The organism is Simiduia litorea (assembly GCF_042853465.1).
Lineage (GTDB): Bacteria > Pseudomonadota > Gammaproteobacteria > Pseudomonadales > Cellvibrionaceae > Simiduia > Simiduia litorea.
This window is the reverse complement of the sequence record NZ_AP031497.1, coordinates 2,405,089-2,418,426: the sequence shown is the minus strand read 5'-3', so window position 1 is coordinate 2,418,426 and position 13,338 is coordinate 2,405,089. Positions and strand designations below refer to the sequence as shown.

The 13,338-nt window shown below is 49.6% G+C and carries 14 protein-coding genes; 11 read left to right on the top strand and 3 right to left on the bottom strand.

Annotation, left to right across the window (positions count from 1 at the left end; all coding sequences use genetic code 11):
- Positions 1-113: 113 nt before the first annotated feature.
- Complete coding sequence (locus ACGHTT_RS10780; RefSeq protein WP_390590486.1) at positions 114-554, bottom strand: RrF2 family transcriptional regulator; 441 nt, start codon at positions 552-554, stop codon at positions 114-116.
- 132 nt (positions 555-686) lie between these two features.
- Between ACGHTT_RS10780 and ACGHTT_RS10775 the strand changes: the two genes are divergently transcribed.
- The gene (locus ACGHTT_RS10775) at positions 687-3,053 is read left to right on the top strand and encodes a nitric-oxide reductase large subunit (protein WP_390590485.1); all 2,367 of its coding nucleotides are present in this window, start codon (positions 687-689) and stop codon (positions 3,051-3,053) included.
- A gap of 111 nt (positions 3,054-3,164) precedes the next feature.
- Positions 3,165-3,899, top strand: coding sequence for an iron-sulfur cluster repair protein YtfE (ytfE, locus tag ACGHTT_RS10770; protein WP_390590484.1), 735 nt, complete (start codon positions 3,165-3,167; stop codon positions 3,897-3,899).
- A gap of 104 nt (positions 3,900-4,003) precedes the next feature.
- On the opposite strand, the gene ACGHTT_RS10765 is transcribed toward ytfE, so the two are convergent.
- A complete protein-coding gene (locus ACGHTT_RS10765) occupies positions 4,004-4,540 on the bottom strand; it encodes a glutathione peroxidase (protein ID WP_390590483.1) in 537 nt (178 codons plus the stop codon).
- A gap of 224 nt (positions 4,541-4,764) precedes the next feature.
- Between ACGHTT_RS10765 and ACGHTT_RS10760 the strand changes: the two genes are divergently transcribed.
- The 7 genes from ACGHTT_RS10760 (at position 4,765) to ltaE (ending at position 9,558) form a co-directional block, all read left to right on the top strand.
- The gene (locus tag ACGHTT_RS10760) at positions 4,765-5,646 is read left to right on the top strand and encodes a hypothetical protein (protein WP_390590482.1); all 882 of its coding nucleotides are present in this window, start codon (positions 4,765-4,767) and stop codon (positions 5,644-5,646) included.
- A gap of 17 nt (positions 5,647-5,663) precedes the next feature.
- Positions 5,664-6,260, top strand: a complete 597-nt coding sequence (locus tag ACGHTT_RS10755; protein ID WP_390595033.1) for an RNA polymerase sigma factor — start codon at positions 5,664-5,666, stop codon at positions 6,258-6,260.
- Complete coding sequence (locus ACGHTT_RS10750; protein ID WP_390590481.1) at positions 6,260-6,625, top strand: hypothetical protein; 366 nt, start codon at positions 6,260-6,262, stop codon at positions 6,623-6,625. The genes ACGHTT_RS10755 and ACGHTT_RS10750 overlap by 1 nt, the downstream gene beginning before the upstream one ends.
- Entirely contained in the window at positions 6,615-6,938 is a 324-nt protein-coding gene (locus ACGHTT_RS10745) for a hypothetical protein (protein ID WP_390590480.1), read from the top strand. Before ACGHTT_RS10750 ends, ACGHTT_RS10745 begins: the two co-directional genes overlap by 11 nt.
- On the top strand, positions 6,935-7,477 hold the full coding sequence (locus ACGHTT_RS10740; RefSeq protein WP_390590479.1) for a DUF3106 domain-containing protein: 543 nt from the start codon (positions 6,935-6,937) through the stop codon (positions 7,475-7,477). Before ACGHTT_RS10745 ends, ACGHTT_RS10740 begins: the two co-directional genes overlap by 4 nt.
- A gap of 50 nt (positions 7,478-7,527) precedes the next feature.
- Entirely contained in the window at positions 7,528-8,385 is an 858-nt protein-coding gene (locus tag ACGHTT_RS10735; RefSeq protein WP_390590478.1) for a hypothetical protein, read from the top strand.
- Positions 8,386-8,547: 162 nt separating this feature from the next.
- Entirely contained in the window at positions 8,548-9,558 is a 1,011-nt protein-coding gene (ltaE, locus tag ACGHTT_RS10730) for a low-specificity L-threonine aldolase (RefSeq protein WP_390590477.1), read from the top strand.
- 67 nt (positions 9,559-9,625) lie between these two features.
- Here the strand turns inward: ltaE and ACGHTT_RS10725 are convergent, their stop codons facing one another.
- Complete coding sequence (locus tag ACGHTT_RS10725) at positions 9,626-11,086, bottom strand: M28 family peptidase (protein ID WP_390590476.1); 1,461 nt, start codon at positions 11,084-11,086, stop codon at positions 9,626-9,628.
- 253 nt (positions 11,087-11,339) lie between these two features.
- Here ACGHTT_RS10725 and ACGHTT_RS10720 point away from each other — a divergent pair, with 253 nt between their 5' ends.
- The gene (locus ACGHTT_RS10720) at positions 11,340-12,446 is read left to right on the top strand and encodes an S-(hydroxymethyl)glutathione dehydrogenase/class III alcohol dehydrogenase (protein ID WP_390590475.1); all 1,107 of its coding nucleotides are present in this window, start codon (positions 11,340-11,342) and stop codon (positions 12,444-12,446) included.
- Entirely contained in the window at positions 12,446-13,294 is an 849-nt protein-coding gene (gene fghA / locus ACGHTT_RS10715; RefSeq protein WP_390590474.1) for an S-formylglutathione hydrolase, read from the top strand. Before ACGHTT_RS10720 ends, fghA begins: the two co-directional genes overlap by 1 nt.
- Positions 13,295-13,338 lie beyond the last annotated feature (44 nt).

Below are 13,338 nucleotides of genomic sequence, written 5' to 3'. Positions count from 1 at the left end.
GGGGATGATGTTTAATTGCTTGTAGAGGGGTTGCTGAACTTTTCCTTAAAGTGACTTAAGTTGGAGGATGCTCAGTACAGTGCCTCTCGATTTTATAGGATGTTAAGCGGTGTCTATACGGGAATCGCCAGCAGCTGTTGCAGTTCTGTATAGCGGGTGCGGGGTGCCAAATCCGCCAAGGTGTACTGATCTAACGATTGAAAAAACGCTTCCAGCGCCTCATTAAAGGCATGCTTCAACTGGCAAACAGGGGTAATCACACAAGCATTGCTGTTGCCAAAACATTCCACCAACGCAATACCTTGCTCCATGCTTCGCACTAGGGCGCCCACTGAAATTTCGCTTGCGGGTTTACCTAACCTTAGGCCGCCATTTTTACCGCGGGTGGCTTCAATGAGGTTCTGGGCACTCAATTCCTGTACCACCTTCATTAAATGATTTTTAGAGATGGCATAGGCTTCAGCAATTTCACCAATGGTACACATCCGTTCTTCACGCACTGCTAGGTACATGAGCACGCGTAAGGCGTAGTCGGTAAACCGAGTTACATGCATAGAAAATTATTTACATTATTAAAGATGTATTTAGTTTACATGTTTGTATGTTGTGCGCTAGTATTTTAAAAGATGTATTTAAAATACATCTTAATGAATGATGGAATTGCGATGACTTCGGAGGCATTAACTATGCACACAACAACAGGAAATGCGGATAGCTACTACCGGTTTTGGTGGACGCTCATTGGCATTCTGGCTTTCACTTTTGGGGTGCTTGGCTACTTTGGCCGAGAAGTGTATCGAGCCGCTCCACCGATTCCTGAGCAGATTATGACGGCCAGCGGTGAGCTATTTAGTAGTCGCGAGCAAATACTGGACGGCCAAAGTGCTTGGCAATCCGTTGGCGGCATGCAGCTAGGTTCTATTTGGGGGCATGGCGCATACCAAGCGCCCGATTGGACTGCAGATTGGTTGCATCGCGAATTGCTGGCGTGGCGCGAACTCGCCGCACTTGAGCACTGGGGCCTGAGTTATCAAGCGTTGGATAGTGACCAGAAAACCTTGGCGAATAGCTGGTTGCAACAGGCTTATCGTCAAAATACCTATGATGTGGCAACCGACACCCTAATCATCAGCGATAGGCGATTAGCGGCGATGCAACAAACCGCGGATTACTATCATCGCTTATTTGGTGGCAGCCCTGAATTGCAGCAAACCCGCGCTAGTTATGCCATGAAGGAGCAGACGCTGCCTGACCCAGAGCGGCGGCATCGAATGACGGAATTCTTTTTCTGGACTGCTTGGGCTGCTGCCACTGAGCGCGAACCCCACGGCGCTACCTATACCAATAACTGGCCGCACGAGCCGCTTATAGGCAATAAACCAACCGCAGAGAATATTGTTTGGTCAGTTGTGAGCGTGGTTTTGTTGGTGGCAGGTATTGGTAGCTTGGTGTGGGCTTGGGCCTTTATGAAGCGCGAAGACGAGGTAGAGCCAGAGGCACCACCGGCAGATCCTTTAAGCGTTATTCAGCTCACGCCCTCGCAAAAGGCGTTAGGCAAATATGTGCTGGTAGTGATGGCGCTGTTTGTACTGCAAGTGTTTCTCGGTGGTTTTACGGCTCACTACACTGTGGAGGGGCAAAGTTTTTATGGTATAGAAACATCTAAGTGGTTGCCTTATAGCTTGACTCGCACTTGGCATATTCAAACCGCCATGTTTTGGATCGCTACCGGCTTCTTAGCTGCTGGGCTTTTTCTTGCGCCGATTATCAACGGTGGTCGCGATCCAAAGTTTCAAAAACTCGGCGTCGATATTTTATTCTGGGCGTTGGTTGTGGTTGTGGGCGGTACTTTTATAGGCAGCTATCTGGCTATAGCCCAATGGTTACCACCAGAGCTTAATTTCTGGCTCGGTCATCAAGGTTATGAATACGTGGACTTAGGCCGTCTATGGCAGATAGGAAAATTTACCGGCATTGTCCTGTGGTTGGTGTTGATGTTGCGTGGCGTAATTCCGGCTCTCCGTCAGCCCGGTGACAAAAATTTACTGGCCTTACTGACTGCATCTGTAGCCGCTATTGGCTTGTTTTATGGCGCTGGGTTTTTCTATGGCGAACGCACACACCTTTCGGTCATGGAATATTGGCGTTGGTGGATTGTACACCTGTGGGTGGAAGGCTTCTTCGAGGTGTTTGCCACTACAGCGCTGGCTTTTATTTTTTGTTCACTAGGATTAGTTTCTAAACGTTTAGCGACTGTGGCCTCTTTAGGTTCGGCATCCTTGTTCATGTTAGGTGGTGTGCCGGGAACGTTTCACCACTTGTATTTTTCTGGTACAACAACTCCGGTTATGGCAGTAGGTGCGGTCTTTTCAGCGCTTGAAGTGGTGCCTTTAATATTGCTTGGGCACGAAGCGTGGGAACATTGGAAGTTGCAAAAGCGTGCACCGTGGATGGCCAATTTAAAGTGGCCTGTGATGTTTTTCGTGGCTGTAGCCTTTTGGAATATGTTGGGAGCAGGGGTGTTGGGCTTTTCTATTAATCCGCCCGTTGCGCTCTACTATATTCAAGGCCTTAACACCACGGCGACTCATGCGCACGCAGCGTTATTCGGCGTTTATGGCTTCCTTGCACTTGGATTCTGTTTGTTGATTTTGCGCTACATTCGGCCCAGCTTGATGTTTAGCGAAAGGCTCATGAAAACCGCTTTCTGGTGGCTAAATGTGGGCTTGGCGTTGATGTTGTTTACCAGTTTATTACCGGTCGGCATCATTCAGTTTATCGCTAGCGCGCAAGAAGGGTTTTGGTATGCCCGAAGTGAATCTTTCATGCAGTCAGATTTGTTAGTGACATTGCGCTGGGTTCGCACCTTTGGCGATGTGGTGTTTATTGTTGGCGCTTTAGCCTTGGCGTGGCAGGTGCTGATTGCTCTTTGGCCTCGCACTACAGTCATGCAAGGTTTAACCGAAGCCTGGAGCGAGGCCAGCCCTGATTCACTGGCGCGAGAAGGTATTTGTTGTGGTGAATGTGATAGTGCCACGGCTACTGATAAATAGGTAGTAGGCCTAACCCCCATGGCTAGATGTCGCCCGTGCATAGCGGGCGTACACTGGCTTAAAAGATTCTTCTGATTTACATCTTTGAAAATAACCAGCAGGTAACACGCCATGCCCATAATCGAAAAAACTGTCGGCCAACTGGCTCGCCAAATTCCCGGTGCAACTGCGCTGTTTAATCAACTTGGTTTAGATTTTTGCTGTGGTGGCAACGTTAAACTTAAACAAGCGTTAGCGGAACATGACATCGACCAAGTAAAGGTTATTGCGGCGTTAGATAGCTTAGCTGCCCGCGGCAGCGATGAAAAAGATTGGTCGAGTGCACCAGACACGGAGCTGATTGATCATATTCTCACGCGTTATCATGACGTGCACCGTGAACAACTGACTGAACTTATTCGATTGGCGAGCCGCGTTGAGCATGTGCACGGCGACAAGCCTGAATGCCCAAAGGGTTTGGCGCAACACTTGATGTTGATGGATGAAGAGCTTAACAACCACATGCAAAAAGAAGAGCAAATTCTATTCCCTATGCTTAAGGCTGGCCAGCGCACTATGGCACAAGGGCCGATTCATGTGATGCGCCATGATCACGACGATCATGCCCGCGCTTTAGATAAGCTTTACGCGCTTACTGATAACATAACCTTGCCCAAAGGTGCTTGTAATACTTGGCGCGCCTTGTTTGCTGGCCTGCAAGCGTTTGTTGACGATTTGAAACAGCATATTCACTTGGAAAACAATATATTGTTTGAAGCGCCGGAACCGAATGCACAATTTGCAGATGTGGGTGCGAACAAAACCCACGGTGTAGACGTGTGTTGTGGTTCCTGCGGCGGTACTTGATATTCGCGATTTTCAGATCGACGTCTGTTGGCCGACACCTTGTGTCGGCCTTGATCAATGCTACGAAGGTAGCTAAAGGGGTAGCTTCGATCTTTGTTGTATACCTATTTTCCCGTCAACGCATCAATGGTCTGCGTTAATTTCGGGTCGTTGGGCTTCACTCTGCTGCCGAAATAGCGAATACTTTTTCCGTCCGCACTGACTAGATACTTATTGAAGTTCCAACCCGGTGCCTCTGTTGCTGCTGCCAATGCTTTGAACGTAGGGTTTGCGTCGTCGCCTCGGACTGATGTTGGGGCTAGCATCGTAAAAGTAACGCCGTAGTTGATGTAGCAAATTTCGGCGGCCTTGGCCTCTTTAGCGTCTTCCTGTTTAAAGTCATCGCTGGCAAAGCCGATGACTGTAAAATTTTGCTCTTTGTATTGCTGGTATACCGCCTCTAGCGCCTTAAATTGCGGTGTAAAACCACAATGGCTTGCGGTATTAACAATTAACAGGTTTTTGCCTTCGAACGCCTCACATAAATTGATAGATTCTGTGCTGTGGAGTTTTCGGTACTCTTGGTCGAGGAACTCTGGGCAGGCACTGTGCGACGTGACTGATACTAGTAGAGTGGCGCTAGCCAATAGTTTTGTGTACATAGCGTATTTCCTGATGGGCAAAGTGGTTTGTACGTGTCCTTTCATCGGTTGGATGATGTGGCTAGTATCGGGGATCCAGCAGGGTCGTCAAGCGTGAATATGACCCCCGCAAGTCGGTTCTGGTTTACTGAGAAAATATTCCAGCTCCTGTCAACCAAACCTTCCTTAGTCCGTTGTAGTAGGTGTTATTTGCAATTACACCAAGCCTATCAAAGGACAATATGATGAAAATACAACTTGTAACGCTGGCTGTGCTAACCCTTACCTCCGCTCTCAGTTTGGCGGATCGACCTGCTCAGGCCGCGATTGAGCGTGCGAGTAATCAACAACACCGCGCCGACCGCGTACAGCGTCAAGATTCGTTGCGGGCGAATCGCGATGCCCGTGTGGTAAGTCGCGACGTGAGTAAGGTAAAAACCGGCACGGGTTTCGAGCGGCACAGTACAGCGACCAATGCCCAGGGGCAGGTGGCTAGCCGAGATACCGTTGTTGTGCGAGACGCTGATTCACAAACTCGCACCCGTGAAACTACAGGTCAACGTTTTGATGGTTCGCAGTACAGCGGCACCGCCGTTATACAAAAGACGGACGACGGTTATACCCGTGACGCTACCCGTACGAATGCGACTGGTGAGGTCGCATCGCGCTCTACGGTAGTTAGCCGGGATGCCGACGCTAAAACGCTGACTCGTGAAACCACCGGGCAACAGTTTGATGGCTCGAGCTACAGTGTTAGTGCCGTAAAACAAAAGACCGATGATGGTTATACCAGCAGTACCACACGCATCAATGCGGACGGCCAAATGGCCAATCGAGATGTGCAAGTCACGCGCGACGCTGAGAGTCAATCAATTACCCGAACGAGCTCAGGTCAAAACGTCGACGGGGAAAGCTTTTCCAGCACAGTTGTTAAACAAAAGACTGACAACGGTTACACCAGTAGCGCTGAGCGTACAAATACGGCCGGTGAGTCTGTGTCGCGCACTGTGGTAGCAACAGTGGATCGAGATGAGGGTATCCTTAGCAAAGACATCACCCGCGTCAATGCGGCGGGCGAATCAACCACACGCAGTGTTGAGGTCAATATTGATAGGGCCGGACAATAGATTACGCCTTGGTTCACGTGATTCACTTGCACGAGGTTGCGGCGGATATTAGTGTTAGCGAGGCACCTCGGGGTAAGGACCTAGCGTTGGTTGAACCGCAGAACTTAGATAGCTTTTTAGCGAGTGTGGAGCGCCGTGCCTTTCGCATGGCGTTTTTTGCCACCAAGCAGGAGAGTGATGCCTTGGATATCGTGCAGGACACCATGCTAAAGCTGGTGCAGTACTACCGACATAAGTCTGCACCTGAATGGGGGCCTTTGTTTCATCGGATTTTGCAGCACAATATTGCGCAGTGGCACAGAAATTTGTCAAAACAACGGCGTTGGTTTTGGCAGTCGTCGGTGCAGGATGAAGACGATATCAGCTCGGCGTTTATCGGCCCGAGTTATGAAGAACCCGAAGCGAGGTGGGTGTTAGCAATGAGTATGGACAAAGTGTTGGCGGCCATCGAGCGCTTGCCCTTAAGGCAGCAACAAACGTTTTTGTTGCGAGCATGGGAAGGTTACGACGTGGCCAGTACGGCTGAGATTATGGCCTGTAGTGAGGGTAGTATTAAAACCCATTATTTTCGAGCCCTACAGACGCTGCGCTCAACATTGGAGGAATTGGTGTGATGGCTGAAAAATTTTCCCGCCAAGTTTGTCAGCAGCTGGATAAAAGTGTTGAGGCCTTAGACCCTGAACTCGAGCTAAAGCTTGCCATGGCGAGACGTGCGGCACTGTTGCAGCAATCAGCGCTTAAGCCTGCGCCCACCCGTAGAGCTAACGCGCTGTTTCGGCCCATTGTTTATTGGCCCGCGTTGGCGGCTGCGCTGTTGGCGGTTGTCGTCGTTCCGAATCTATCAACTCCCGTCCGTGTTCCAATAGATTCAGGCATCGAAGCGCAGAGCCTTTATGATTTGGAACCCGAACTATTAGAAACGATGGATTTGTTGTGGGCCGTTGAGGAATTGGCTGAGCGAGACATGCGTGCACTTTAAATCATTGAAAGGTTGGATGATGTTATTGGGCGCGGTGAGTGTTTTTCCGGGCGCTCGTGTCCATGCGGAGAGTATTGAACCCAACGCCGATAGCGTGGTTCAACAAGCTGAGTTTTGGTTGTGGTTTAGCCACTATGGCGATAGTGATGGAAAGATTTTTGATCCTCACGATTTGGATCAGCTTATGCAGCAAAGTGATTCAGGGTTGCCGAATGAATCAAAGGAAAATATAGCCAATATGCCTGTTAAACCCGATTCGACCGCCCAAGGGCACACTAACTCTGACGTTTCAGTTAGAGAGGAGGGGATATGAAGCGCAATTACTATCAGCGTTATTTAGGGGGTCGGGTGGCTATTAAAATGCTATTGCTAGCAGGGTTATTGCTAACCAGCATATTTTCTGGCGCAGAGGAATTTGAAAGTCTGAGTGCAGAACATCAGGCGCTGCTGCACCCGTTTGCGCAGCAATGGTCTGACTTAGATGAAAAGCAGCGCCAGCAACTGCTTAATCGAGCGGAAAAATTCCAGAATATGACCGACGAGCAGCGACAAAACGTCATGGCTAGATTTCAGCGTTGGCAGACGTTGACGCCGGAGAGACGCCAAATGTTGAAGCAACGCTTTGAGCGGTTTCAGCAACTCTCTCCTGAGGAACAGGATGCCCTGCGTAAACGCTTCGAGTGGTTTCAACAATTGCCTGAAGCTGAGCGTGAAAATTTAAAATCGAATCTTAGAACGATGACACCGGAAGAAAGAGCGGCTTTGCGGGAGCGGCTGCGCACGGCAACGCCCGAACAGCGCCAGGCCTTGCGCGATAGGCTAATGAAAAATAGGGCCAGGCAACGGCGTTAGTGATTCATTTCTTGAGTTCGTTACGCTAAATAATTTCAGGGATAAAAAACATGTTGGGTTTTAACGCTCTTCTTCGAAACGTAGTTTCGATTGTGCCGCTGTTTGTCTTTGGCGCGGCTCAAGCCGCTGCCGATGCGGCGATCGATGTTGGTGTAGATCTAGGCGTGCGCTATCAAGCTCAGCAGTATAGCGACAATAATGCGAGTTTGTGGTCTACAACCCTATCACCGTATGTTGCTTATGAGGATTGGATTGTGGGCGTGGATGTACCTTTTCAGCGCGTTGAAGGTGTATTTAATTTCCGAGGTAGCGCCCAGCAGGCGCGCAATTGTGATTTGCTCTCGAGCGGTGCCCAGTTGCCAGAAAAGCTAGAGCCCTTCCGCGATAGACTACTCGCTCGCTGTACTGCCTTAACCGAAGAAAATAATACAGAGGAGGGCGTAGGCGATGTCAATATCTATGCCAGCTTTGGAAAATCATTCGCTCACACATCCGGTTATTGGCTTTGGACTTTGGGTTACGATGGCGACAACGCCGATGCAGAGCGGCAGTTAGGTAGCGGTACTCGGGATGTGTATCTTGATTTCGTGGTGATTAAGGATCACGATTATTTTTCATTGTTGTTTCTCGTTGGTTACAACTATTTAGTTGGGGGCGTGAATAAGGATTTGTACGACAGCTATAGCTACATCGGCGCTGAAATTTCAACACAAAAAGATAAACCCTGGTTGATGGGCATTGGTGTGGACTATCAGTACGACAACGTAGAGCCGATTGTTAGTGCAAGACTATTTGGTCAGTGGCAGGCATCAGAATCGGTTGTTTTTAAAGTGCAAGTGAAGGGATATGAACATTCAGTTTACTATCCAAGCTCATCGGTAGATGCATCGCTATTGTTTAGCTTTTGATAGAGTAGCCATGATCTCATGGGTGGATATTTTTGCGCTTTTTTATGTTGTTTAAACGCCTTTCCAGTAAGTCATACCGTCGGTAGATCTGTTAATAACGTTATTTTCTTAATCTCCTTAATTGGAGTAGCATGTGGCCTTGTTTGCTCAAGGAGAGTTTAGATGATCGATTTTCGTTCGGATACCGTTACCCGGCCCAGTGAAAAAATGCGCAGAATAATGGCCCAGGCAGAGGTAGGTGATGATGTCTATGGCGACGACCCAACGGTGAATGAGTTGGAAGCCTGGTCGGCGCATCAGCATGGCTTTGCTAGCGCGCTCTTTACCAGCTCCGGTACGCAGGCAAATTTGTTAGGTATTTTAAGTCATTGCGACCGAGGTGATGAGTATTTGTGTGGCCAGGATGCGCACAATTATAAGTACGAAGCCGGCGGAGCAGCGGTATTGGGTTCGGTTCAACCGCAGCCAATCGAAAATTTATCCGATGGCAGTATTGATTTGGTCAAATTAGAGAAGGCGGTTAAACCCGACGACAACCATTTTGCTAAAACGCGTTTGCTCAGTTTAGAAAATACAATAGGCGGTAAGGTGTTGCCAATGGCTTATTTGACGCAGGCGCGGGCCTTTGTCGATCGCCATGGGTTAGCCATGCACCTTGATGGCGCCCGCGTGTACAACGCGGCTGTTGCGTTGGGAGTGGATGTTAAGCAAATTGCTCAGTACTTCGATTCCATGACCGTTTGTTTGTCGAAGGGCTTGGGGGCTCCGGTGGGTTCATTGTTATTTGGCAGTAGCGCGTTTATTACCCGCGCTCGGCGCTTGCGCAAGATGGTTGGCGGCGGTATGCGTCAGGCGGGTATCTTAGCCGCGGCCGGTAAGTTAGCGCTAGAGGAAAATGTGTCTCGGCTCGCCGAGGATCACGCCAATGCGCGCTATCTCGCGGAACAGTTAAATACGTTGCCGGGCGTTAGTTGTGATGTGGCGAGCGTGCAAACAAATATCGTGTTTTTGAATGTCGATCAGACGGTGGCTATACAGGCGCTGGCGTCGAAATTGAAAGCGCAGGGTATTTTAATATCACCTGGCTATCAAGGTATGCGCTTGGTGACGCATCTAGATGTGAACCGGGCGAGTATAGATCGGCTCATTTCCGAGTGGCGTGCTTGTTTATAAATTGTCTTTGTATCATACAACGCGAGCAAAGAATTCCGAGCCTTTTTATTAAAGGCTCGGGCTATTTTTAATGCGTCGCCTGTTTTGCCTTTTCGACTAAATAAGGTTCACCTGAGCCAAAACTGCTAGGTGCGTTTGCCGCTAAAAAGGCGAACATGGCGAAACTTGTTGCGGTTTGATTTAAGCGTTCTGCTTCTACTTTATCGAAGGTGTCATTGGCAGTGTGGTGCAGATCGAAATAATCTGTACCGTCTAGTGCAAGACCGAACATGGCAACACCTTCAGCGCCGAGGGCTATTAAATCTGGCCCGCCGTTGCCGTTATTGTGGCCGGCTTTGATGTTTAATCCACTCATGGCTTTTTGCATTTGTTGCACAAGTGGTAGCGCTTCGGGTTTCACTCGTGAGTTGAGTGCGTACACCGGGCCTTGGCCAAAGTCTGATTCGGCGGCGGCAATAATATTTTTCACATCCGCTTTATGCGCATCTCGGTATTGATTGCCACCAAATAGACCTTGTTCTTCGTTGGCAAATAAAACCACCCGAATATTGTGCATAATCGGTAATTTTTTTCGGGCAATATACTCAGCTGCAGCCATGGTGACAGCACAGCCGGCACCATCATCAATAGCGCCTGTGCCTAAATCCCAGGAGTCTAAGTGGCCACCAATTAAGACGTATTTATTGGTTTTCTTTTTGGCATTGATTTGGCCGATGACATTGTAAGACGTGTACTCCGGACCGGGGCCAGAACCTAGGTTCATCTTTACCGATACTGGTTTGCCGCGTTTCAGCATATTGCTAAGCAGAATCGCATCGGGTACCGATAACGCTGCCGCTGGAATTTTTTCGACTCCGTCTTCATAACCATTGTAACCCGTGTGTGCTAAACGGTTGTGATCCGTGCCTACGGATCGAATAAGTAGTCCGACGGCGCCAAGTTTGGCCGCAGCACTCGCGCCACGACTACGCGCTCCCACGGTGGGGCCGTAATCAGCGCCGTCTATGTGGGCGCTCATCGCCTTGTTAATGAAAACAATTTTGCCGGCTACCTTGGCGTTTGTCGAAGCCTCTAAGTCCGCCAAGGTCGCGAACTCAATGATATTTGCGCTTAAGCCCTCTGCCGGTGTGGCAATGCTGTTACCTAGGGCAGTTATGGACAGAGGTTGCGGGTAGGGGCTGAGTACTTCGGCGGTTTCAATCCCGCGCTGCCAGGTTGGAAAGGTAACTGGCTCAAGCCAAACCTCATCAAAGCCAAGCCCGGTAAATTTGGCCTTGGCCCACGCTACGGCGCGGGCGTCATTTGGGCCGCCGGCTAGGCGCGGGCCCACTTCGGTGGTTAGTGATTCCAAAATACGCATTGCGTGATTGTTTTCCGGTGCGTCGAGGCGAATGGTTTCTGCGTACTCAAGTGTGGCTTTGCTAAAGCGTGGCACGGTATCGGCGACGGTACTGCTTAGTGGAAAGATGATAGCGAGAGAGAGTGCAAGTAACCAGCCGAGCGGCTGGATGGATGTGGCGCGAATCATAAGGATATCCATTTTTTTAGTGGCACAGGGTGTTTGAGCTAGTCTGGTACTATCTATTAACATCTGATGCCAGATGGTGTTGTTGCCAACTCGTACCCTTGACGAATAATAAGCTGGGTTAAACAGATAAATTTTCCAATCAAGTCTACGTGGGCGTTTGAACTTTATTTTGGCGCCTCTATTGGTTAGGGTAGGGGTTGAATTCGCGCTACACTCTAGCCGCCTCATCTCGCTATATTGAAGGATAATTACCATGAAAACACGTGCTGCTGTCGCATTTGGTGCTGGAAAGCCGCTGGAAATTCACGAGGTCGATTTACAAGGCCCTAAGGCGGGCGAAGTGCTGGTGGAAATTAAGGCGACGGGCGTGTGCCACACCGATGCGTTCACCTTGTCGGGTGATGATCCAGAAGGCGCCTTTCCTGCCATTCTTGGTCACGAGGGTGCCGGTGTGGTGGTCGATGTAGGCCCTGGTGTGAAATCTCTTAAGAAAGGCGATCACGTGATACCCCTTTACACGCCGGAGTGTCGCGAGTGCGATTATTGTTTGCACCCGAAAACAAATTTGTGCCAAGCCATTCGCTCGACCCAAGGTAAGGGTGTAATGCCTGATGGCACCAGTCGATTTTCACTGGATGGTCAGCCCATATTGCACTACATGGGTTGTTCGACCTTTTCTAATTACACCGTACTGCCTGAGATCGCCTTGGCAAAAATCCGCGAAGATGCGCCCTTTGATAAGGTTTGTTACATAGGTTGCGGTGTGACGACCGGGATTGGCGCGGTGGCGTTTACCATGAAAGTTGAGCCTGGCTCTACGGTCGCGGTGTTTGGTTTAGGTGGCATTGGGCTAAATGTTATCCAAGGTGCGAAAATGGTTGGCGCTACGCGCATCATTGGTGTCGATACAAATCCTGCCAAGGTTGCCTTGGCTAAGCAGTTTGGTATGACGGATTTTGTGAATCCGAAAGACCATGAAAATTTAGTGGATGCCATTGTACAAATGACCGGTGGTGGTGTGGATTACAGCTTCGAATGTATTGGCAATGTTAACGTCATGCGCGACGCCTTGGAGTGTTGTCATAAAGGCTGGGGTCAAAGCTGCATTGTCGGCGTAGCCGGTGCTGGGCAAGAAATATCCACGCGGCCGTTTCAGTTAGTCACCGGCAGAAGTTGGCGCGGAACGGCTTTTGGTGGCGCGCGCGGGCGCACCGATGTGCCGAAAATTGTCGATTGGTATATGGAGGGTAAAATTAAAATTGACGATCTCATCACGCATACTATGCCGCTTAACGACATCAATAGGGCCTTTGACTTGATGCATAAAGGCGAAAGCATTCGCTCGGTAGTGCTCTACTAATGGCTAATGTATCCTTAGAAAAAGTCGCCGATGTCTTGTGTTTCGCTGGCCGCCAGCAACGCTTTAAACATTATTCTTCAGTGCTTAAGTGCGAGATGCATTTCTCCTTATTTTTACCGCCTCAGGCCGTCGATAAGAAGGTGCCGCTGTTGGTCTGGTTGTCGGGTTTAACCTGCACAGATGAAAACTTTGTGACTAAAGCCGGTGCTCAGCACGTGGCGGCGGAATTGGGTATTGCAATGCTGGCGCCTGATACCAGCCCGCGCGGCGAAGGCGTGCCGGATGATGACGCCTACGATGCCGGTGTGGGCGCGGGTTTTTATGTCAATGCCACTCAAGCGCCTTGGTCTCGTCACTATCACATGTACGATTATGTTGTGCAGGAATTACCAGCGTTACTTGGCCGTGAGGTGACGGCATTGGATTTGACCCGTAGCAGTATTATGGGGCACTCGATGGGCGGTCATGGCGCGCTGGTTATTGGCTTGCGCAACGTGGATAGGTATCGATCAATCTCGGCTTTTGCGCCGATTTGTGCACCGAGTCAATGCCCTTGGGGCGAGAAGGCGTTGGCGATGTATTTGGGTGAGGATAAAACCCAGTGGCGCGATTACGACGCCAGCCTATTGCTTGCCGTGGCAGGGCCAACAATTCCTATTCGTGTTGATCAGGGCCTTGCGGATAACTTTTTGACCAGTCAATTAATGCCAGAAACGTTAATCGCTGCGGCACCGGAAAAATACCCGTTACAGGTGTTTCAACATCCCGGTTACGACCACAGTTATTTTTTTATCGCCAGTTTTATAGAGGCGCATCTACGGTTTCACGCGCAGTTTTTAAACCTGTAGGCACTTGGAAGTGCATGATGATACATAATCGGGTGCTGCCATGC